A 22,508-nucleotide genomic window follows, 5' to 3' on the forward strand; every position below is an offset into this window, starting at 1 on the left:
CTCCCCCCTGGGGTTTTAGCCCCAGGTTATCCTTACTTATCTCACTCTCCCATTTCCCTAAACGGCAGCCTTAGCTTCAGCCTTCTTAGCCTGAGCTTTTTCATTCCAAGGAGCGCCAATTAATCCCCAGGTTGGGCTGTTGAGTGCCAAGTCCATATCACGAGCGAAGATGGCGAAGCCGTCATAACCGTGATAAGGGCCGGAGTAATCCTTTTTGTGGTTTAATTCTTTTCAACAGCCTAATGTTTGCAGTAAACAGTGTCAGCGATAAGCATTGTTCGCTGATAACACATTTATTTTTAGGCTAAATATAGGCTAAAAACACAGCATAACTAGGTTCAGGACTCACGCATCATCTAAATGTTGTCCTGAACCAAGGCGATAAAAAAATCGCCTGTTTTTTTGCTCATCTCTGCAAGCACAGCAGCAAAAAGAACACATGAGAACGAAAGTACTACTGGAATTAGAGAAAGTTAATCTGCGTTTGAAGTCTGCAAAGGCAAAGGTGACAATTAGAGAATCGAATGGAAGTCTGCAATTACGAGCGACGTTGCCAATTAAACCGGGAGACAAGGACAGTAATGGAACTGGGAGAAAGCAATACAATATCAGTTTGAATATTCCCGCTAACTTAGATGGACTCAAGACGGCTGAGGAAGAAGCTTATGAGTTAGGGAAGTTAATCGCTCGTAAAACTTTTGAATGGAATGATAAATATTTAGGAAATGAGGCAATTAAAAAAGAGTTTAAAACTATAGGAGAATTACTTGCAAAATTTGAAGAAGAATATTTTAAAACTCATAAACGCACAACCAAAAGCGAACATACTTTTTTTTATTACTTTTCCCGCACAAAGCGATTTACGAATCTTAAAGATTTGGCAACTGCTGAAAATTTGATAAGTTCAATTGAACAAATCGATAAGGAATGGGCTAAGTATAATGCAGCTAGAGCCATATCTGCATTTTGTGTGACATTCAATATCGAAATTGATTTATCTAAATACTCCAAAATGCCTGAGAATAATTCCCGCAATATACCTACAGATGTGGAAATATCTGAGGGAATTATCAAGTTTGAATATTACCAAAATAGTAGAGGTAATCAAGTTAATCAGAATGTTCAAGATAGCTGGCAACTTTGGCGCTGGACGTATGGAATGTTAGCAGTTTTTGGTTTACGTCCACGGGAACTTTTTATTAATCCTGATATTGATTGGTGGTTGAGTGCAGAAAACTCAGATGTAACATGGAAAGTTGATAAAGATTGTAAGACTGGTGAGAGACAAGCATTACCATTATATCGGCAATGGATTGATGACTTTGATTTGAGAAATCCGAAGTATTTGGAGATGTTGAGGAGTGCGATCGCTAAAAAAGATAACACTAATCATGCTGAGATAACGGCGTTAACACAGCGAGTTAGCTGGTGGTTTCGCAAAATAGGATTAGATTTTAAACCCTATGATTTACGTCACGCTTGGGCAATTCGGGCGCATATTTTGGGAATACCAATTAAAGCGGCTGCGGATAATTTAGGGCATAGTGTGCAAGTTCATACCCAAACTTATCAGCGTTGGTTTTCGCTAGATATGCGGAAGTTAGCGATTAATCAGGCGTTGAGTAAGAGAAATGAAGTTGATTTGATTAGAGAGGAGAACGCTAAGTTGATGATTGAAAATGACAAATTGAGATTAGAGATTGAGAAGTTGAGAATGGAAATGGTTTATAAGCAAAGTTAAATTTACTGATAAATCATAACAATTTTATATAATTTGCTATGGTTTTTGGGTAAAGAACTATCATTAGTGACTTTTGCTAGCCATACAGCATCTACATACAATAAAAAAGGAGTCATGCATTGATTATAATTTCATCACAGTATGACTGCAAAATTTAAAATTAACTAAGGAGTATAACTTAAATTAGCAATACAATTGAATTTGAATTGTGAATAACAGGCAAAGATATTATGCGGAGGCGCAGCCAAGAGAGATCGTATCAATAAATATTGAGTGTTAATAATAAATTTAGCATTATTGTATGATGTGTTATTAAAGGAAAAAAACATGGACATTACTTTTAAAGAATCTATTGGTCATGGAATGTTTGGAGATATTTGGGCTGGAAATGATGAGATAGGAAGAAATGTGGCTATCAAAGTTATCCGAGAGTCAGGAGAAGGTGTATCTACTATATTGCAACACGCCCAAGCTCTTGTTAGGGTCAAGCACACAAACGTCGTGGACGTTTACTCTATTGAATATCTTGTACTCCCTGATTCTGAAAAAGGAAAAAAATGTATTGTTATGGAACACATAGATAGTGTTTCGCTGAGACAAAGAATAGAAGTAAAGCTCACAGCTAAGGAGGCTTTTAACATTGGTGAACAAATTCTTGCTGGAATTAAGCATATTCATTCTCAAGGGTTAGTTCATATGGACTTACATGAAGAGAATGTCATGGTCAAACAAGACGACACAATTAAGATTATTGATATTCTTTATATGAATTCTATGTCGGAATTAGCTCCGAATGCTCAAAAGCAACGCTTAGATTATGATATTAGGCAACTAGACTGTATTCTTTCTTCATTAATCTATAACTCTGAATTAGGCATAGTGGGTTATGATGAATTTAGAAAAATGCTAGGTAAACCAGAAAGCATTGCAAAACTTGAACGAAGCTTTTTAGACTTATTTACTAATGTAGCGAGCGATCTAGACAGCATTACCGATTTATTTGGGTTAGATCCTTTAAAGCTGCGCTCATATAAGTTTAGGTCTGAGTGTGAACATGATGTAGATTCTCTTCGACAGTTACTAGGAAAAGATGTGGTCAGCATTAGTAAAACAATCAAAATATTTCCAGATACTGAGGTTGAAATAGTGACAACCCTTGAACTAGAAGCTCTTAGAGATAGAATGAGGCAGGTTGAAGATGGTCACGTAATGGTTCAAACACTTTTACATAAAGCAGATTATACAGGTGAGAGAAACTTCGATATATGGTAATTATCTTAAATCTAAAGAAACAACAAGTGCAATCGCCTCTCTCTTGTAGCCTGAGTGTGTAAGTCCTGAAATCATCTTTAGCAAACCCTAACCTCAACCGTTAACAGTGAATGCGATCGCACCCCTCCCATAAGGTGCATTGTTGCAAAGTACAACGCAGTATGACCTCAAATTTACAAAGCTGATATCGCAGCCTGATAAAATTTGTGGAAAGATAGAAATGTTGATTCATCTCCAGCATGACAATTATGAACGCCGTAGAGCTATTTCCTACCTTGCGAAATTTAACTCGTGCAGACAAACTGAAAGTTATGCAGTTTTTAGTTTCAGAATTATCTAGAGATGAGGAACCATCATTAGAGCAGGGTGCAACCTATCCTATTTGGTCGCCACTTAATTCCCACGCAGCTGCACATCAACTTGCTCAACTGCTAGAGTCGGACGAATAAATGCACAATGGTTAATCCTCAAAGATTTTCCTTTACAGAGGGATATGATACATTTGGTGTTCCTGATGCGCTGCCAAAGCTACCATTAATATTAACCTATCGTAACTCATCAGTCTTGAGGGGAGACAAAATACCCTGGAATAGATATATGGCAAGTAGTGTAGCAATTTATGGTAAAAGAAAAAGAGCATTAATTCTCAATAAGCTCTATTTAATGATAATGTTACCAGAATTCTACGAAACAAACCTCAAGCGAGAATTGGGACGTGCAGAATATTTATTACTAAAAATCCTGATAAATTTATTACAATCTATTAAAACTGTAAGCCTTGAGACATTGGCTACAGCTTTACCTATTCCAATATTGTTTGAGAGTAGAAGAAAAAAGATTCAACGTTTTTTATCTCTGAATTACATAAATGTTGAAGAAATATGGTTTCCCATAGTTAAAAGCTGGCTAGAAATATATTTTCCTTTGACTGAAGTTGTTTATGTAGTTATAGACCGGACTAATTGGGGATGCATTAACCTATTAATGATTAGTGTGGTTTGGGATAAAAGGTCTATTCCAATATATTTGGAGTTATTAGACAAGTTAGGCTCGAGTAATTTTGACGAACAAAAAGTTGTTTTTAATAAAGCGCTACCCCTGTTTAAAACTTATAAAACTGTTGTGCTAGGAGACCGCGAATTCTGTTCACTGAAATTGGCTAACTGGCTTACAGAGCAGCAAGTGTACTTTTGTTTACGTATAAAGAAAGATACTTTTATAGAAATAGAACCGGAGATTTGGCTGCAATTAAAAGATTCAGGTTTATCGCCTGGAGTTTCGTTTTTTTATCAAGGGGTTAAATATACAAAGTCTACAGGATTTATCAGTTTTAACCTTGCTGGTAAATGGAAACGTAAACGCTTTGGAGCCGCCCCAGAAGAAGGCTGGTTTATTCTCACTAATTTTGATACTTTAGAGGCGAGTATTAAAGCTTATAAAAAACGGTTTGATATTGAAGAGATGTTTAGAGATTTTAAGAGTGGTGGTTACAACTTAGAAGATACTAATGTATCAGGACAACGGCTAATTTCATTAATATTATTAATCTCACTTGCCTATACCGCTGCAACTATATCTGGTCAAAAAATTAAACGTATGGGTGTTCAAAAATATGTCGGACGAATTAAAGAATCTGGGCGGATTGTTCGACGACATAGTAGTTTTTATATTGGATTATATGGATCTAACTGGGTCAATTTTATGGAAAATTCTTATGAATTAGTCGCCAAATTATTGACACTAAATCCTAATAAGCGTAAGTACTACCAGCAAGGGGAGAGGGCTATGAGGCTTATTTTATCTGCATCCTAGCCCTTTTTGTAGCCCCGCAAGCTCATCAGTAGACGTTTCAGGCTTGTTAGATACTGGAGCAAGCGTCAGCGTTCTGCCATACAGTATTGGTGTCCAACTAGGCGCAATTTGGGAAGAACAGACGGTTTCTGTAACATTAGCTGGTAATTTGGCTCCCGTTGAAGCAAGAGGTTTGCTTGTATCTGCTCAGATTGGATCATTTGAGCCTGTTCGCTTAGTTTTTGCGTGGAGTTTGTCTAATGATGTACCTTTGTTGCTAGGACGTATGAACTTCTTTTTGGAGTTTGATGTGTGTTTCTATCGTTCACAACTGGTATTTGATGTGTGTCCACAGTCGTAATGCGATCGCATCTCTCCTGTAGCGTCCATTCATTTACTCAAAAACAACGCCGCGATAAATTTCCGCCATTGGCAATTCAATATTAACTGAATCTAAAGAAATAGATACCTCTAAGCTGCTAAAATCACTGAGCAACCAACCTTCAGCTTGTTTACTGTAGCGTTCCACAAAAGGTTCATCTTGCTCGACTAATAAATATTCGCTAAAACTCGGAATTGATCGGTACATCCGAAATTTACTTTGGCGATCGTAATCTGCGGTGGAAGGAGATAGAAATTTAACAATCAGCACGGGATTTAATACTTCATCTAAACGATCGCCATTTAGTTGCGGTTCGCCGTTAAAAGCCATTACATCTGGGTATACTCCGCGTCGATGTTCAGGAATCCACAGCCGTAAATCGCTGTTAATTGGCTCAAATTCAGTATCGCGGAGCAAAAACTTGAAAAAGGCAAAAATATTGCCACTGATGCGCCTGTGTTTGAGCGTTCCTCCAGACATGGGTACAATTTCTCCATCTCGATATTCACTCCGTCCTTCGGCTTTTTCTTCGATCGCACGATATTCATCCAAGCTGTAGCGGCGCGAGATGGTAGAAATCATAGGTCTTAGGCGATCGCATTAGCTATAACACAACAATATTATTTTGTCACAGATTTACTTGTGAGGTGATATAATCCTGCGGTATATATTTATATTCTTTTTTCTACAAAAGACTTTATCTTTCTGGTTAGCTGTCTACGATGTCTGCAAGAGATAGATTTCATGAACTGGTTAGAACTGCCCTTGAGAAGGAAGGGTGGATAATTACTCATGATCCGTACCACATTGATTTGGGGTTTGTTGATTTTTACATAGACTTGGGTGCGGAACTGTTGCTAGCAGCGACCAAGGATGAGGAAAAGATTGCAGTTGAAATCAAAACGTTTTTGGCACCCTCAACTATTTCTGAGTTCCATACTGCAATTGGACAATTTATTAACTACCGCATTGCGTTGGAAGATGATGATCCAGAGCGGAGGTTGTATTTGGCAGTTCCCCTCGACGTTTATAAGCGATTTTTCAGATATCCATTTATTCAAACGGTTATTGTCCGTAACAAAATTCCCCTTTTGGTGTATGACACACAAAAACAGGAGATTGCAGAATGGATAAGCTAAATTTGTATCGTGAACTAATTCAGAAATTATTGACGGCGCGAGCAAAGTTGCGTTCTAATAGCGATCCAATAGAAAGTCAAACCATTTTTGATACTACAAAAGACCACTATCAGCTTGTGCATGTGGGATGGAAGGATAGTAGTACCCGGATTTATGGCTGTGTGCTGCATCTAGATATTAAAGATGGAAAAATTTGGGTGCAGCATGATGGAACGGAGGATGCGATCGCAGATCAACTCGTGAGCGAGGGAGTGCCTAAGCAAGATATTGTGATAGCATATCATGCACCTCATGTACGACAGTATACAGAGTTTGCTGTAGGCTAAATCTATTTAAAAAGCCTGTTTGCGAATAACGATCGCAAACAGGCTTGACTTTTTTATACTTCTAATTAGGCTTGTTCCCAAAGCTGACGTACATAGTCAGGTAGCCAGCTAGCAATTTCCTGAATCCGCTCTTCGGAAAGTTCGTCTTTGGTGGCAGAAAACACTGCTTTAACCGCTTGCTCTCGTTCGACCGATCGCGGCATTCCACTTTCATTAGCAACTCGGAACAGGAAGCGATCGGAATCAATCTTGAAGATGCCTGGGCCTTGCCAGGGTGGACGAACCCGGCTCAAAAATCCCACAATTGGATTGGTGTCTTTCCAGAGATCGGACACTTCAAACTGGAGTGCTTTCTCATCAGTAGGCACTGCCTCTGTATGTAGTTCTGACTCGACGCGATCGCTGGCTTCTGTGGTCATTAAGTCGCGCATGACGCGAAATACAACTTCGGTAAAGTCTCTTGCATCATAGGGATCTGCAAATCCGGCTTTGACCTGGACTTTTTCTAGGAACGAGCGATGTTCGTCAGCGATCGCAGTTCGAGTATCTTCAATCTCTGTTGGGTCAACTTCTGGAATATCTGTTCTAAAACTTTGATCTGGCATTGTTTTTTCTTCTGGTTATTAATTTTGAGTCTTTATGCTTACTTTATGTAAGGTCGCACAAATCAAAAACCCTTGTAATCTTCCAGAAGTTTGAGATGGTATCTATTCAAAAGTTAGAAATTTCTTTGATCTGCTCATAGCTGTAAAGTCATGGTTGAGGTGAGGAGAGCAATACTTCTGATGTTTGTGCCGGTCAGTGCCGAAAACCAGTCAAAATAAATGAGTTGGTATAAAATCAGCCGAAACAAAGATGCTAGAAACAACAAACATCGAAATTAACACCTCCTATGTCAAAGTACCCAACGATGACTTAGAAATCGATGCTTACTTAGCTCAACCAGCACAAAAAGGGACTTTTGGCGCGATTATAGTCTTTCCAGAAATTTTTGGAATCAATAGTAATATTCGAGATATTACAGAATTAATCGCCAAACAAGGATACGTGGCAATAGCTCCGGCGATGTATCAACGTATTGCTCCCGGTTTTCAGGCTGACTTTAGTGCTGAAGATGTTGGGTTTAGTCCAGAAAGCTATAGGCTGGGCTTGGAATATTATCAACAAGTGAAGTATCAAGAGATATTCAGCGATATTCAAGCTACCATTACTTATCTCAAAACTTTACCCAATGTCAAAAATAATGCAATTGGTGTGATTGGTTTCTGTTTTGGCGGTCATGTCGCTTATATGGCTGCGACTTTACCCGATATTAAAGCCACAGCTTCGTTTTATGGTGGCGGGATTACCACTGCTAGTTATGGTGAAGACACTCCAACCATTAATCGCACCTCGGAAATCCAAGGTACTATTTATGCATTTTTTGGTACAAGAGATACATTAGTTTCCCAGGAAGAAAACGAGCAAATTGAGGCAGAATTAAAGAAACATCAAATCAATTATCGTGTATTTCGATACGACGCCGGACATGGATTCTTCGCCGGATTTTTCAAAGACAAGTACCCATTTATGGAACAACACCCAAGTTACAATCCTGAAGCTGCTCCTGATGCTTGGCAACATGTTATAGAACTGTTTAAAAACCACTTGTGAGAAATCCGGGAATCGCATCGATCATGCAAGGTGCGTTACGTGAACAACAACAAACCCTGCTTTAGTAAGCTATGTGTCAGCCAGAGGCATACCGAAAATTATATGTATCTGCTCTAAAAAAATATACATAATTATTTGTACAATAAACAGATATATAATTTCCGTCTTCGTGTATGCCTTTATTCTTAGAGCAAGTTGAAAAGACAATACAAGAAATCGACTGTCTTGCTGACCCTTTAAGTCAGCGATATGGACGTTTACTTAACTGGCAAAATCCACCTGATCCGTTTTGGCATTATGGGATTGGTCTGTCAGATACACGCATTTTTGATACAGGTCGTGGGTTGTGTTCCTTTGAAAGAAGGGAGTCAAAATTTGTTGTTGGCATTGACCATATTGCTTTTGAGCCGAAGCAAACAATTGAGCGGCTCAAACAAGCCCTTCATGTTTTTGCTAATTGGGAGTACACTTTCACTGGCTGGAATTGTGAACACCTTGGTCGATTAGTTGCAACAGATGAACCAAGATGTTATCAAAGTAGTTTCATTTGGTGGTTGTCCGATATGACTCCTGAAGGAAACCACAAAACCGCACATCAAATCTTTCGAGATTACCTGAAGAAGGTTGATCCTAGTCTTACTCGGTAGTCCCATCGCTTGATTGCGTAGAAATTGTTTTTCAACCAGCCTCCGTAAGCGCAGCCTATTTACCCCTGATGATCAACTCGAATTAAAATATCTGCGTATATACGAAGCAGCTTTTTGTAGACATCGCACTCATTGAACAAGAGTGCGATCCTATTGCCTTTAAGCTTTTGAGTTTTTAAGCAGTAATTGACAACCACATAAAAATGGGTTTGGACTTTCGATGCGATCGTCTGCAAGCACTTCAATGGGAAGCTTGCTGTTGTAAATCAATTCGTCATAATCCATCAATGCATTCCACTTGATCTTGCCAGTTGGGAAGCCTAGCTGTGAACTACTATCTGATATTAATTCTTGCCATTTCTGAATTTCTGGATCTTGTGATTTGCAGTAATCGAGAATGGCAATCAAGGCACCAGGCTTAGTAACTCGCAGAATCTCTGCAAGGGCGCGGACTGGATCGCTAACGACACAGAGGGTAAATCCCGATGCTGCTGCATCAAAACTATTATCAGGAAAATCAAGATTGCAGAGATCCGATACCTTAAAGGTGATGTCTGCGGATACGGGCTTTTTACGTGCTTCATCCATCATCTTCTCAGAAAGATCGACACCGACGACACGTACATCTTCAGGATAGGCTGGAAGATTAAGACCAGTTCCTACCGCAGCATCTAGGACAGTTTGTCCTGGTTTTAGCTGCAAGGAAGCAATTAAGGGTTCGCGCTCAATGTGCCAGTAACGCTTCATAATTGCGTCATAATCCATCGATCCGCGATCGTAGGTTTCAATCACCTGATGTATTTGCATAAATTTTTTAACAAACAGAACTTCTGATTTGAACTATCTGTTCAACTGTATAATCTGTTAGCGCCCAAAATTTATATATTCTCTTACCAATAAAAAAACTTCATTGTATATTCTTTTACCAACAAAAAAACTTCATAATAGACATATTCTCTGATATACCTTGACCGACTATAGCAGCGAAGTGACAAGAGCGGTTGGTGTATTATCAATAATAGCGAGCGATCGCTTTAAACAGCAAATCATTGCTCAAGCTTCGTAAATTAGCAAAGGTATTGTTACTAACAGCACTTTCCAAGTCAATGAAGTGTACCCCTCCTCAACTTGAAATCTGCTGTATAATTCAAAACTATCTACATCTTCCTGTTCCCCCAAGCCTCAGCCATAATTCATATTTCAACCATTCCTTAGCCGCAGAGGAATCTGAATGATAAACTCGGTTCCTTTTTCAGGAGTTGAGAAACACTCCAGTTTACCGTTATGTTTTTCTGTGACAATTTGATAGCTGATAGACATACCCATGCCGGTTCCTTTGCCAACGGGTTTGGTAGTGAAAAAGGGATCGAATATTCGTTGCTGTAAATCTTTGGAAATACCGATTCCGTTATCTGCGATCGCCACTTCTAACCACGTTGAATTAACTACCGATGTGCGAATCTTAATTTGGCTGGGATTTTCTTTAATTTCCTGATAGGTAAGCTTAGTATTATTTTCTTCTAAAGCATCAATTGCATTTACTAAAATATTCATAAATACCTGATTGAGTTGTCCGGCATAGCATTCTACTAGGGGTACAGTGCCATAGTCTTTAATCACCTCAATTTCAGGTTGTTCTGGTTTCCCTTTGAGGCGGTGCTGCAAAATCATCAAAGTACTGTCGATGCCTTCATGAATATCGACCCGTTTAAATTCCGCTTCATCGATGCGAGAGAAATTCCGCAGCGACAGTACAATTTGGCGAATGCGATCGGTGCCTACTCTCATTGAAGACAACATTTTTGGCAAGTCTTCCTGCAAGAACTCTAGATCGATTTCTTCAGCAACGGTTTGAATTTCAGCAGCAGGGTAGGGATTATATTGCTGATACAACTGCATCAGTGCTAATAAATCCTGAGTATATTCCTGCACGTGGGCGAGGTTGCCATGAATAAAGTTAACTGGATTATTAATTTCGTGTGCAACTCCAGCCACTAATTGTCCCAAACTAGACATTTTTTCACTTTGAATAACTTGAGATTGAGTACGCTGCAATTCTCCTAATGCATTTTTAAGTTCAGTAGTGCGTTCTTCTACCCGTTCTTCTAGTTCTTCTTTGTTTTTCTCTAAAGCACTAAAGGATTCGTGTAATTGCCCTGCCATCTGGTTGAAAGAGTTAGATAGGGTATTAAGTTCTTGAATGGGGCTAGTTTCTAATGTCTGATTGAAATTACCAGATGCCATTGCCTCACTTGCCCAATTCAAACGCAAAATCGGGCGGACAATCCAATGAGAGGTAAACACGCCCATCACTGAGGCAACGACTAATGCGCCCAAACAAAGAGCGATCGTGGTGCGCGTGTTGGCGTTAATTTGTGCCATGAATGCGTTTTCTGGCACACTCACTACCATCAGCCAATCCAAGCCATATTTGTCACGCCAAGGTAAAACATGGACAAAATGCCGTTTTCCTTCCATCTCAAGTTGAAAATCTGTGTCTTGGGTGATAGAGCCAAACCCAGAGGTTTGGAAATGTCCGGCAACGTTCTGGATGATTGGGTTAGAACTATCGATCGCGTGCAATCGCCGGATCTCTTGATTGACCACGACAAAAGGCTTCTCTTTAGCAGAACTGGCAATTAATTTGCCATCCCGCTCCAAAAGGAACACCTGCCCAGACTTACTAATATTCAAACTGCGTAAAAAGTGGCTGAGTTTCAATAGGTGAATGTCTGTTGCAATCATTCCTAATAAGCGATTTTGCGAATCATAAATCGGACGACTAGCAGAGGCGCTGATGTAAGGTCCCGTTGGCAAATTTGTAGTCGCAATCTTTGCCCAAATAGGTTTACCAGCAGCGATGGGTTGGGTATACCAAGATTCAGTAAAATTGTTCCAAGTCCATCGAGTATTTATTTGAGTTCGATTACCTTGATTATCTGTGGCATAAGTGAAAGTATTATTGGGAAGCTTGGCAGTCCAATCATCAATAGTAATGGTTTTGCCATCATAACGAGCAACTCCTAGCCCCTCACCCGTTGTTAGTCCAATACCAATATAAGTTAGGTCATTAGCCTGCATCTGATCCCAGAAATACTTGCCAAGGGTTTCGCGATCGTTCACATCCAATAGTCCCCTGTGAATAGCATCTGCGTTGATCTGATTAAGTGTTTGCGGAATGGAAAGATAAGACTTCAGGTGTTCATCGACGACATCGCTGGTGCGCTCTATCAACTGTTCGGCTAGGTCGTTAACTGCTCTTTGTCCATTTTTAAAAGACAAATAACCTACTAAGCTGACTGCTGCAAAAATTTGGATAAGGAAGGGAACAATAAGAACAATCTGTAATGGTAACGCTTTAGCTTTGCTGAAATAGGGAGTCTTCATTACTGGAAGCTGAAAATTGTGCTGATTTGCTTCTATAGTTCCCAAGATGTTCGCATACTCACGTTTGTTGAAATTTTTTTGTCAAGTCAAAGGCGGCTTTAGGGTGAAATGGTACTTTCTTAAGCAAAAATTGCTGCCCAGATTCCCAACTTCTACCCTCCGGGTGTCTGTAAGAAGTCAGGGATCTAAATCCAGCGATTTAATTTAGTAAGTGACATTTAGATTTAGGGTGCGTTGCGGGGGTTTCTTCTCCTGTATTCGCCTTGTTTCCCCACAGGGAAATCAGGCATTACCCACCTAACTGGCTGACTCCCAATTGTCGCTGGCGTGACACAAAAAAATCAGAGTTTGAGACGTTCTAGATATTAGTAATAGCATCAGCACAAAATTTGGTTTTTTTAATGTAGTTTCATCAGTTCAACTTTTAAATTTGGAGTAATTTATGCAGCAATTTCAAGTAACATCAGATAGTTTGAATATACGTTCAGCACCGATTGTTGATGAAGCTAATCAAATAGCAACTCTTCCAAAAGGATATATTGTATCTAAAATAAAAAATTCGGATAATGACAAGTGGTGGAAGGTTGCAACTATCCTTGAAGGAAAAACTTTAGAAGGTTTTGTCGCTCAAAAATTTCTTAGTCCAGTCACAAAATTTTCGATCGAGACTGTTCTTAAAATTGGTGACATTCCCATTCTCCAGGCAAATGGAGAATCTGCATTTTTCTATGAAGCAGGTATGAGCATTAATGCTGATGGTGCGCCTAATGCTTATCACCCCGCAGATAAAGGGATTGATTTTTTGGCAAATGCTGGGAGTCCAAATAACTGGTGGGCACTAGCTGTAAATAACAACGGCAATCCATTTATTCAAAGTAGTACCGATCCATATCCTGGATACTATATTTCTACAACTGCATTATTTGACTCTGGATTTGTTAAACAAGATCCACATCGATATGTTGATTCAACAAAGATTCCGTATATTGTTCTTCCGGGAAATGGTGATTTTAGAAAGGCTACAGGCGTTAAATTAGGAGATTTTGCAGTTGTTTACAACACTAACAATGAAAAACTCGCTTTTGCAATTTATGCTGATGTTGGCCCTAAAAACCAGATTGGAGAGGGTTCAATAGCTTTGTCTCAGGCTGTTGGAAACGATCCATTAGTACAATCAAGAGTCAGGCGAGGAATTGCCAAGGATATCGTTTATATTGTTTTTCCGGGTTCTGGCAATGGAAAGCCAAGAACAATTTCAGAGATAGAAGCTGAAACTAAACGGTTTTTTGAAATATGGGGTGGCGTAGAACGGATCAAGTCTCTATAAAAGTGTACCTGATGGAAAATCTGAGGTGCGATCGCATCTAATATGTTCGGTTGCAGCTAATACTTATCGGTTAAGGGGAAAAGGGAAAGAAAAAACCTTTAACCCTTCCCCTTTAACCTTTTCCCCAAACCCAAGCCTGATACCTGTTCCCCTCATTTTCAGTAATAACGCACATCCTAAGTTGTCGCTGCTGGTTTCTTTCCATTCTTGCCCTCCACACTGGCAACGAATGAAGGTTGCTCATTACTGGGAGTTGGTGACTCGCCTCGTAGTCTTTTACGACGCTGTTTTTTAGGAACTCCTCCCGCCATACCGTACTCTACACTACTTTTGCCATATCGAGTTCCAACTGCCATTAGCATGTGTTCTGTCATATCTCCCAGTTCGTCTTCTGTTTCCAGCATTTCCCGATACAATTTATCCAAGCTAGAAAGCGCACTGTTATATGCATTTTCTTTAGTTCGCATCGTTTCGATCAGGGTTGAGAAGGCAGGTAAGGTGAGTCCATTGCCTAAATCTAAACTTGGATCGATAGAGTTTATGCTAGCCGCACGACGCACTGCTCTTTCTAACACTGAGGAAGTTCTTTTTCTCCGAGCCACGATCTACACCTTCTAATACAGTACGGTTAATATTCTTTACCTTAAAAAATTTCCGTATAGATCAGCCTGAGAGAATTCCGGCAAATCTGTAATGTTTTTTGCTACACAGAGATAATTACAGCAGATTGCGCGAACTACTTAAATGAGAAAGCAAACTGGGGTTTGAGAAAGTAAAAGCTGCTTTTGCTTGCGGAAAACACCAAAATGAGAAAGCAAACTGGGGTTTGAGAAAGTAAAAGCTGCTTTTGCTTGCGGAAAACACCAAAATGAGAAAGCAAACTGGGGTTTGAGAAAGTAAAAGCTGCTTTTGCTTACGGAAAACACCGAAATGAGAAAGCAAACTGGAGTTTGAGAAAGTAAAAGCAGCTTTTGCTAACTAAATTTGACTTTATCTATTTTCCCGATGCAGTAATCAGATTATGGTCATAGTAAAAATTTCAAATCGAAAATGGGTATAGCAAAATACAATAAAAAACTGTATTTTGTAAAACTAGTTAGGCAGTTTGCGGGCGACTACCATCCTTTTTTGCCTTGTACATTGTCTATAATTACAAAAGTCTAAATGGTAACACGCCGTGACCTTCAATTTGACTATTCCTTGCTCTGCTGGCGAACCAATCAATCTCACTGTCAGCGTGGGAGAAAACCTATTCATTCTTGGTGCTAACGGTACTGGCAAGTCCAGTTTGATGCAACAGTTATATACTCCTTATCATGCTAATGCGCGACGAATATCGGCACATCGCCAAAATTGGTTTTCTTCCAATGCAATGGATTTATCACCCAAGCAAAAGCAAGACTATGAATCCACTATGCGAAGCGTAGACACCAGTCTACACTCGCGCTGGAGAGACGATTACGCTACACAACGCACGAGCATTGCGATCTATGACCTCATTGACGCCGAAAACGTGCGTGCTCGATCAATTGCCGGTGCAGTCGATAGTAACAACATTGAGCTTGCAAAGACTCTTTCAAAGAAAGATGCTCCTATAAAGCTCATCAATGAGCTTCTACGTCTTTCAAATATTCCTATTGAGATATCTGTCGTTGAGAGCGCTCAGGTAGTTGCAAGCAAATGTGGCGGCACCCCCTACAGCATTGCGGAGCTTTCGGACGGCGAACGTAATGCCTTATTAATCGCGGCAAACGTACTGACTGTTAAGAACGGTACATTGTTACTAATTGATGAGCCGGAGCGCCACCTTCATCGCTCCATCATTTCACCGCTCCTAACACATTTGTTCTCCATACGGCATGATTGTGCATTCATTGTGTCTACGCACGACGTGATGCTGCCCCTCGATAATCCGGGCGCACGTACACTGCTTATCCGAGGCTGCACTTATGCTGGATCTTCCGTCAGTGGTTGGGACGCGGATCTTGTTCCCCTCGACACTGAGATCGATGATGACCTCAAAAAGGACATCCTTGGCGCACGCAGAAAGCTCCTATTCATCGAAGGCACCGAACGAAGCCTTGATAAACCGCTTTACAGTCTAGTGTTTCCAAACGTCTCCGTTGTTGCTAAATCGAACTGCCGTGATGTTGAACATGCTGTTTCCAGCATCCGGGACGCTGGCGATCTTCACTGGCTTCATGCTTTTGGTATCGTTGATAACGACCGACGGACGGAAGCGGACATTAACCAGCTCAAACAGAAGGGTGTATATGCCCTTTCGGTCTTCTCTGTCGAGTCGATCTATTACCATCCATCCGTTCAAGACCTTGTTGCACAGCGCTATGCAGTCGTTACTGGAGATGACGCTCCTACTCGTCTCGCTAATGCCAAAACTGCTGCGATTGCAGCAGTCCAGCCACATGTTCAACGCTTGAGTGAGCGAACTGCTGAAAAGGCTCTTCGTGAAGAGTTTTTTCGGCATTTGCCTCGAAGAGAACAAATTGCTAATGGTGAACCCATAAATGTTTATATTGATGGGGTTAGTGTTGTCACAGCAGAACGTGAAAGGTTACAAAATGCACTTGATGCTGGCAATTTGGCAGAAATTATCTCACAATATCCGGTTCGCGAAACGCCTGCCCTAGACAAGATCGCAAAAGAACTTGGGTTTCAAAACCGTGAACAGTATGAGAAGGCTGTACGGAAACTACTAATGGATGACAATGAGACACTAACTTTTATGAAATCTCTCTTCGGCACGTTGGAATCTGATATTGAGGCAGCATGATTGTATGTAATGCGATCGCATCCCTCTGTAAGATGCGTTGCGCTATGTTACACTAGTTTGTCTACATTTGACTAAAGCTCGGTTCTAATAGAACCGAGCTTTGATTGAGATTTTATTTGATGAGCGTCATAGCACTTAGAGGATGTTTTAAAAGTCCCGAAATTGATAAATTTGCAGTTCTGCACTGGGTTAAGTACAACGCCAGATTAAGGTTTTAGCTATGTACTAAGATACAGTGCTTTGCTAACTATGAGAGCAAAAAGCCCTTTTTAAACATCATCTTAGACAAGCGCAATTACTTTTGTATTAAGACAAAGGAATTTTACTTCCGAGTTAGGTTAAGCAGTTCTTTGGGAGAAGCAAGTAAATCAATAGCCACGAAGTAAATTTGACCTTGAGGATCGAGTAAAAATCGCCAAGCAATATTCATCCCAACATTACCGCCAAACCAAGGAGTTTCGACCGTACCAGTAATTTTATGCTGTGTATAACCATCTTCTATGGTTTCCGAAACGCCTTTGGTTGGCTTCATCACTAACCCTTGTCCCTCATCTCGTAGATAGGAAGTGATCGCTTCTCGACCAACAATTGGTTTTTGGAATGGTGGTTGCAGCGCACCATTGTTAGCAAATAAAGCAACAGCAGCTTCAAAGTTATCTGCATTCATCGCTTCAATGTATTTCAGCACTGTCGGTTCTGTAACTCCCTCAATAGTAAATTTGGGACTTAGAGATGCACGTGGAAACTTAAAGTTTATGACTTCTGCCTGTTTGTTATCAGCCACAGACGGATCGAAGCCCATATTTACTACAGTATTGCGTAGTACAGTAATTTGCTGACTCTGATCGATTCTCTGAACAGCTTGTAGCACTGTTTTAACTTCAGTTGACATTTGATAGCCAACTGGCATAGGAGCAACGATACCCTCTTTCATCCACTCTCCTAACTGCCACCAGAATCCCAGCTTGGCGTTGACACCAAAGTATGCATAGGAACGGCTAATAGGTGTATCAGCATTACTCGCTAAATCACTCATTAATTGCGTTTGCTCTTCATGAGACATCCGCTTAATATCGTTGAATATACCTTCCATTAATTGGAGATTTGCTTTTCCGGGAGCAGCTGGAGTAATTGTACGACCTAGTTCAGCGTAGGCATACCAAAGAAATGCCAGTTGATCCTCAATGTTGAGTTTAGCAAACATTGCTGTAGTGGCTGGAACAGCATCTGCCACTTGAGTGCTAGAGAAAATATTGCGTGCGGAATCGATAGTATAACTCATGCTTATTACCTTAAAGATTTAGCTATTTAGTAGTTGCTTTCGGCGACAATTTTGCAGTCTAGGGAATAAATCTAGAGCATTTTTCCTGGATGACACAATTATCTCTAGATATCCAAATCCGAATTATTATCATTCACTATGGCATCATAACTGGTAAACGTTAACAAAAGACTAAGGCTTAGAAGATTTATCTGATGAATATCATTGAAGGAAATGTATATCCACTATTTTTTTCAAATTTATAGTTTAATAAAAGTTCTGTTTTGAAAACCATATCTTCCTAAAGAAAGATATGTGGCTATATATTATCTATCTATATAGATAAATGTATCTGCATTTTAGACTTTTTTAGCAATAAAAATACAATTGCTCAATTGCTCAACTTTGTTTAAAACTGGCCGATAGTATTTCGGATAGTGAGGCACATTGTGGGATGCAGGATTTCTGCCAGATTTATATTCCACCAGAGACTATTGCTTGAGCGATCGCAGATGCAATCGAACAACCTGATGACATGGATGTTAGCAAAATTCTTATGCGCCTTACCGCCAGCCCTTATTGATTTTAAAGGTCGGATACTAGGTTAAAGAAAAATTTATTTTATTTGCGATCGCCATTTGTTTAAGGGATGACTTTGCCTCAATCCATGAAGCCAATCGCCTGGAGGTTATCTGTAGGTCAGTTGCTCAATCCTACCTAGACTGTATTAAATAATTGATTACACCTAAAATTATTAAATGAGCCGGGTAGAACACATAAAACCATCTAGCCCGCGAACCTTGTCTACCATTGAATTGAAAAACAATGAATCCTGCAAAAACTGCCCAAATTTGAAATATATAATTAATCGATAGAATTACTAAAATAAAGTGCAAGATGCACCAGTAGAGCAACCATACACCGGGTCTGAGTTTGTCTATTAAAGACATCAATAAAATTACTCCAATCCCATATCCTCCATACTCAAAGCCCAAGACCTCAGAAAGTGCTGCACACAATCCAGTAATTATTAATTGTTGCCATAATTGCGAGCAAAGCTTTACTAAGCGCAACATCACAAGTCCAAGAAGAAGCGTGAAGAGAATATTAAACGAGTACTTTTGGAAAACAAAAGTATAGATTGGCTGAGATATAATTGCTGTAATTAATAGCCTGCTTCCATAGCGGTATACATTTTGAGTGTGTTTTTCGCCTTTAGCCAGAAGCCATGCAAATAGGGGAAAGCTCAATCGCCCAAAAAAGTGCAATATTAAGAAGTCTGGCATTAGCAAATAGCACACATGATCCATAACCATGAACACTGCTGCTAAAATTTTAATGTTGAAAGCTGAAACTTTAATCATAACGCTGAGTTTTACCGTCAAAATTGCCAAATAGGTTCTTAACGATCGCTTACAGGTTCAAAAAATATCCTGAGTGAAATCTTCCGCTTCTTGGGAGTTGCCCAAACCTTCAACGCCAGTTCGCCGCCCAAGGAGAATCTTAGCTTGCTGGGTTGGCTGTGGTTCCCCAACCTATCTATAGATTCATAAAGCCGATGAATGAAAATCAAGATTTCAGGACTTACGCACAGTCTACAAATTCTCGGCGCTCTTGGCGTCTTGGCGGTTCGATAAATTAAGCTTTTTAGCAATTTTTGCGTAAGTCCTGGATTTCTAATTTTTATTTGGTAACAGTAATAAAAGAGCGCTACTAAATACTAGCAATTTGATAACATTAACAAAGTTGATGATTGTCTACGATCCAAATTAGGCGATGTCTACGACGGGCTAACGCCTACGCCCTCTTCAGCAGATTGGCAAAAACACTATGGCAAAGCGTAAGAAAAGCAATCTCCAGTGGATAAAAGAAACGCTTGAACTAAAACCCGATCATCGCTGGGAATCTCCATCAGGCTACAAAATATTTGTAGGAGATAGAGGCGCTATTCGCTTGAATGTTCCCCAAGACTGGGTTTTGGAGCCACAAGAAAAATCTTTCAAGTTCCTCGATAAAAAACCGCCCAACGATGATTGCTGTCTGGAAGTATCTTTCAATCGTCTGCCACCCAATGACTGGAGCCAGTTTCCGCTAAAATCCACGTTGAAGAAAGTCCTGGAAGACGACAGCCGCAACATCATTGCCAAGGGAGAAATTATTACCGTCAAGCGTCAAACTGCCAGAATTGTCTGGACAGAGATGAAGTTCATTGACACTCAAGAAGAACCACGGGAAGCTTTTTCGCGGACTTGCATTGGTTTGGGGTCGAATGTTCAGTGCTTGATTACATTCGATTATTGGGCAGATCAAGCAGAACAATTAATACCTGTTTGGGATGAAGCAATCCGTAGTCTCACATTAGGGTTGTATATCCGCGACCCCATGACTGGTTTGGCTTTCCCAGACTGAAGCCCAAGAAAGCAAATATCAATGAAAACACTATTCATCTTAGTTGCTCCAAAAAGAGCAAGTAAAACTCATATTGGAATTTTAGTCAATGCTCAGAGTCAGCGGCGATCGCTCATCAGATTGTAGTCGAAAAACATGGTGGAGCGATCGCTGTTAATTCAACTTTAGGTGATGGTACTGAATTTATAATTACGCTCCCAGTCAAAGGGGGATGAAGAGGCACAGGGGATAATTCCTAACTCTTAACTCAGCACTCTCAATGCCCAATCCCTTTATGCTAGATTTGAAGCGGGATAGTAATAAAGTTACAAAGCTATGGTTTAGGTTCTAATGCCTAACTGGTGCGCCATCTTTTAGTATGAGCGTATACCGCCGAGTACTTTAAACTATATTGCTTGATTAGCTCAGTTGGTAGAGCAATCGACTCATAATCGATCCGTCACAGGTTCGACTCCTGTATCAAACCCCAGGAAGTTAGCTCACTGGTAGAGCAATCGACTCATAATCGATGTGTTGTAGGTTCAATTCCTATACTTTCACCCAACCCTGTCCGGGTCAAAAGACAATACCCTTCCAAGGTAGCCAATATGGTACGGGAGAAATCCCAAAACGGTTCAAGTCCGTCATTTTCCAAACTCTGCGGTGTAAGTGTTCTGCTGTCGCTCATTACTCGTAAGGGCGATCTTCGGTAGCCACAGTCAAGGAGTAAGCGCAACTGCATTTCTTCCTAACTTGAGTATGTCCCTTCGTTTTCTACATCTAGTTTTCCTTTAGGATTCTAGATTGGTAAATTGAACGGTATATTTGAGCGCGGTTCTTTTTCTAGATTGCCATTGAGCAGTCTGGTAAAAGTAACAGCAATCTTAATCCAGTTTTTGAGAAGCTTTTGCCCACACCTAAACTGTAAACACTTGCACTTGCAGAGTAAAAAAAGCTTTTGTATTATGTACAGCAAAAATATAACTACTACCCCATTAGCGGCTGAAAGTAATCTAGAAAGGTTACGAACTGATAATTTAGCACTTTTGCGATCGCATGGTTTAGCTGAATATAATACTGCCGAAGAAATAGCCTTTGCAATGGGAATAAGCCTGGAAAAACTGCATTCTTTAACAACTAGTACATCCCTAACTACACATTATCTCCCCTTCAAAATTTCAAAAAAGACAGGTGGAGAAAGAATTATTTCTGCACCAAAGCCCGAACTTAAAGCTGCTCAAAGGTGGATTCTAGAGAATATTTTAGAGAAATTAGAAATTCATAATGCAGCGCACGGCTTTTGCAAAAATCGTTCGATAGTCACCAATGCTAAACCCCATGTTGGTGCAAATGTAATAGTCAATATTGATTTACAGAATTTTTTTCAGTCAATTTCTTACAAACGTGTCAAAGAATTATTTTCTGGATTTGGTTATTCAGAATCTACGGCGACAATTTTCGGGTTGATTTGTACAACTGCTGAAATAGCAATAAATGGACAAATTAACTATACAGCTTCAGAAAACCGCCATTTACCTCAAGGTTCGCCTGCAAGTCCTGCTATTTCTAATCTAGTTTGCCGTAATCTCGATAGTCGCCTTGCTGCGATCGCTGAAAATCTTGGGTTTTGCTATACGCGCTACGTTGACGATTTAACATTTTCTGCTTTTGAGGATGCATCGTCCAAAATATCCAATTTGATTAAAAACACTAAATTTATTATTATTAATAGTGAAAATTTTACCGTTAATGATAATAAAACCAAGATTTCCGGTAAATCTGTGCAGCAAGAAGTAACAGGTGTTATTGTAAATACGCAATTAAATATATCTAAAAAGACATTAAAAGCCTTTCGTGCAACTCTATATCAAATAGAACAAGAAGGTTTATCAGGAAAAAGTTGGGGAAAATCAACTAATTTAATTGCCGCAATTACCGGGTTTGCAAATTATGTAGCAATGATTAACCCGAACAAAGGTGCAGAATTGAAATCAAGTGTGGAACGCATCAAGCAGAAATATGGTGACTCCCAAACAGATGAAGTACGTTTTTAAAGCTGCTTATTTAGCTAGAAAAGAATTATTTAGGTGTACCTCAGCCAATAATAGCCAGCGCGAATGAAATTCACCCTTTTAACTTTTTTCCTGTGCTAGATTTGAACCGGGATAGTAACAAAGTCGCAAAGCTGTAGTTTGGGTTCTGTATACCCGACTGGTACGCTAACCTCTGGTAATAGCGTATACCGCCCAGTACTTTCAACTATTTCACCATGAAAGTTAGCTCATTTGGTAGAGCGGTCGGTGTATCGCCGATTAGTTGTAGGTTCGATTCCTATACTTTCACCAAAAACCCTCGCCCTGGGTACGGGCACCTTGTTAGGGACAAGGCCGCAGAATTATTGGG

At 40.0% G+C, this 22,508-nt stretch carries 18 protein-coding genes, 3 tRNA genes and 3 pseudogenes; 16 read left to right on the plus strand and 8 right to left on the minus strand.

The window, feature by feature from the left end:
- Positions 1-57: 57 nt before the first annotated feature.
- Positions 58-219, minus strand: a pseudogene (locus AC1F2U_RS21620) (nitrogenase molybdenum-iron protein alpha chain); the annotation flags it as partial.
- A 178-nt stretch (positions 220-397) separates the two neighbouring features.
- On the opposite strand from AC1F2U_RS21620, the pseudogene AC1F2U_RS21625 reads away from it, so the two are divergent.
- The 5 genes and pseudogenes from AC1F2U_RS21625 to AC1F2U_RS21645 all read left to right on the plus strand — a co-directional run.
- Positions 398-1,741: pseudogene (locus AC1F2U_RS21625) on the plus strand (site-specific integrase); the annotation flags it as partial.
- Between the two features lie 327 nt (positions 1,742-2,068).
- Positions 2,069-3,013, plus strand: a complete 945-nt coding sequence (locus tag AC1F2U_RS21630) for a protein kinase domain-containing protein (protein ID WP_480262946.1) — start codon at positions 2,069-2,071, stop codon at positions 3,011-3,013.
- Between the two features lie 248 nt (positions 3,014-3,261).
- Positions 3,262-3,462 carry a hypothetical protein gene (locus AC1F2U_RS21635; RefSeq protein WP_094327414.1) on the plus strand — a complete coding sequence of 67 codons (201 nt, stop codon included), beginning with the start codon at positions 3,262-3,264 and terminating at the stop codon, positions 3,460-3,462.
- A gap of 220 nt (positions 3,463-3,682) precedes the next feature.
- Entirely contained in the window at positions 3,683-4,825 is a 1,143-nt protein-coding gene (locus tag AC1F2U_RS21640) for an IS4 family transposase (RefSeq protein ID WP_480262986.1), read from the plus strand.
- A gap of 22 nt (positions 4,826-4,847) precedes the next feature.
- Positions 4,848-5,165 (plus strand): annotated as a pseudogene (locus tag AC1F2U_RS21645) (aspartyl protease family protein); the annotation flags it as partial.
- Between the two features lie 33 nt (positions 5,166-5,198).
- Here the strand turns inward: AC1F2U_RS21645 and AC1F2U_RS21650 are convergent.
- Positions 5,199-5,768 carry a Uma2 family endonuclease gene (locus AC1F2U_RS21650; RefSeq protein WP_480262947.1) on the minus strand — a complete coding sequence of 190 codons (570 nt, stop codon included), beginning with the start codon at positions 5,766-5,768 and terminating at the stop codon, positions 5,199-5,201.
- Between the two features lie 140 nt (positions 5,769-5,908).
- Here AC1F2U_RS21650 and AC1F2U_RS21655 point away from each other — a divergent pair, with 140 nt between their 5' ends.
- Entirely contained in the window at positions 5,909-6,325 is a 417-nt protein-coding gene (locus tag AC1F2U_RS21655; protein ID WP_480262948.1) for a XisH family protein, read from the plus strand.
- Positions 6,313-6,651 (plus strand): element excision factor XisI family protein, encoded by a 339-nt coding sequence (locus AC1F2U_RS21660; protein WP_480262949.1) that lies wholly within the window; start codon positions 6,313-6,315, stop codon positions 6,649-6,651. Before AC1F2U_RS21655 ends, AC1F2U_RS21660 begins: the two co-directional genes overlap by 13 nt.
- A 65-nt stretch (positions 6,652-6,716) precedes the next feature.
- Here AC1F2U_RS21660 and AC1F2U_RS21665 read toward each other — a convergent pair whose 3' ends face one another.
- Entirely contained in the window at positions 6,717-7,256 is a 540-nt protein-coding gene (locus AC1F2U_RS21665; protein ID WP_480262950.1) for a DUF2267 domain-containing protein, read from the minus strand.
- Between the two features lie 250 nt (positions 7,257-7,506).
- Between AC1F2U_RS21665 and AC1F2U_RS21670 the strand changes: the two genes are divergently transcribed.
- On the plus strand, positions 7,507-8,304 hold the full coding sequence (locus AC1F2U_RS21670; RefSeq protein ID WP_480262951.1) for a dienelactone hydrolase family protein: 798 nt from the start codon (positions 7,507-7,509) through the stop codon (positions 8,302-8,304).
- A 173-nt stretch (positions 8,305-8,477) separates the two neighbouring features.
- A complete protein-coding gene (locus AC1F2U_RS21675) occupies positions 8,478-8,951 on the plus strand; it encodes a hypothetical protein (RefSeq protein ID WP_094349953.1) in 474 nt (157 codons plus the stop codon).
- 159 nt (positions 8,952-9,110) lie between these two features.
- Here the strand turns inward: AC1F2U_RS21675 and AC1F2U_RS21680 are convergent, their stop codons facing one another.
- Positions 9,111-9,758 (minus strand): class I SAM-dependent methyltransferase, encoded by a 648-nt coding sequence (locus AC1F2U_RS21680; protein ID WP_480262952.1) that lies wholly within the window; start codon positions 9,756-9,758, stop codon positions 9,111-9,113.
- A gap of 393 nt (positions 9,759-10,151) precedes the next feature.
- Positions 10,152-12,338 carry a sensor histidine kinase gene (locus tag AC1F2U_RS21685; RefSeq protein WP_480262987.1) on the minus strand — a complete coding sequence of 729 codons (2,187 nt, stop codon included), beginning with the start codon at positions 12,336-12,338 and terminating at the stop codon, positions 10,152-10,154.
- 442 nt (positions 12,339-12,780) lie between these two features.
- Between AC1F2U_RS21685 and AC1F2U_RS21690 the strand changes: the two genes are divergently transcribed.
- Positions 12,781-13,665, plus strand: a complete 885-nt coding sequence (locus tag AC1F2U_RS21690; protein ID WP_480262953.1) for a glycoside hydrolase family 75 protein — start codon at positions 12,781-12,783, stop codon at positions 13,663-13,665.
- A 176-nt stretch (positions 13,666-13,841) separates the two neighbouring features.
- Here AC1F2U_RS21690 and AC1F2U_RS21695 read toward each other — a convergent pair whose 3' ends face one another.
- Positions 13,842-14,267 carry a hypothetical protein gene (locus tag AC1F2U_RS21695; RefSeq protein WP_480262954.1) on the minus strand — a complete coding sequence of 142 codons (426 nt, stop codon included), beginning with the start codon at positions 14,265-14,267 and terminating at the stop codon, positions 13,842-13,844.
- A gap of 575 nt (positions 14,268-14,842) precedes the next feature.
- Here AC1F2U_RS21695 and AC1F2U_RS21700 point away from each other — a divergent pair.
- Positions 14,843-16,456: an AAA family ATPase gene (locus AC1F2U_RS21700; protein WP_480262955.1), complete on the plus strand. Its 1,614-nt coding sequence runs from the start codon at positions 14,843-14,845 to the stop codon at positions 16,454-16,456.
- A gap of 322 nt (positions 16,457-16,778) precedes the next feature.
- Here the strand turns inward: AC1F2U_RS21700 and AC1F2U_RS21705 are convergent, their stop codons facing one another.
- Both AC1F2U_RS21705 and AC1F2U_RS21710 read right to left on the minus strand, forming a co-directional pair.
- Positions 16,779-17,738, minus strand: coding sequence for an orange carotenoid protein N-terminal domain-containing protein (locus AC1F2U_RS21705; RefSeq protein WP_480262956.1), 960 nt, complete (start codon positions 17,736-17,738; stop codon positions 16,779-16,781).
- Positions 17,739-18,430: 692 nt separating this feature from the next.
- Positions 18,431-19,081: a TraX family protein gene (locus AC1F2U_RS21710; RefSeq protein WP_480262957.1), complete on the minus strand. Its 651-nt coding sequence runs from the start codon at positions 19,079-19,081 to the stop codon at positions 18,431-18,433.
- Positions 19,082-19,547: 466 nt separating this feature from the next.
- Between AC1F2U_RS21710 and AC1F2U_RS21715 the strand changes: the two genes are divergently transcribed.
- From AC1F2U_RS21715 to AC1F2U_RS21735, 5 genes are all read left to right on the plus strand, one after another.
- Positions 19,548-20,126: a hypothetical protein gene (locus AC1F2U_RS21715; protein ID WP_335036874.1), complete on the plus strand. Its 579-nt coding sequence runs from the start codon at positions 19,548-19,550 to the stop codon at positions 20,124-20,126.
- Between the two features lie 393 nt (positions 20,127-20,519).
- Positions 20,520-20,595 (plus strand) — tRNA-Met (locus AC1F2U_RS21720).
- Positions 20,595-20,669, plus strand: a tRNA-Met gene (locus AC1F2U_RS21725). Before AC1F2U_RS21720 ends, AC1F2U_RS21725 begins: the two co-directional genes overlap by 1 nt.
- A 401-nt stretch (positions 20,670-21,070) precedes the next feature.
- The gene (locus tag AC1F2U_RS21730; protein ID WP_480262958.1) at positions 21,071-22,159 is read left to right on the plus strand and encodes a reverse transcriptase family protein; all 1,089 of its coding nucleotides are present in this window, start codon (positions 21,071-21,073) and stop codon (positions 22,157-22,159) included.
- Positions 22,160-22,375: 216 nt separating this feature from the next.
- Positions 22,376-22,448 (plus strand) — tRNA-Ile (locus tag AC1F2U_RS21735).
- Positions 22,449-22,508 lie beyond the last annotated feature (60 nt).

This window comes from Nostoc sp. LEGE 12454 (assembly GCF_056620565.1).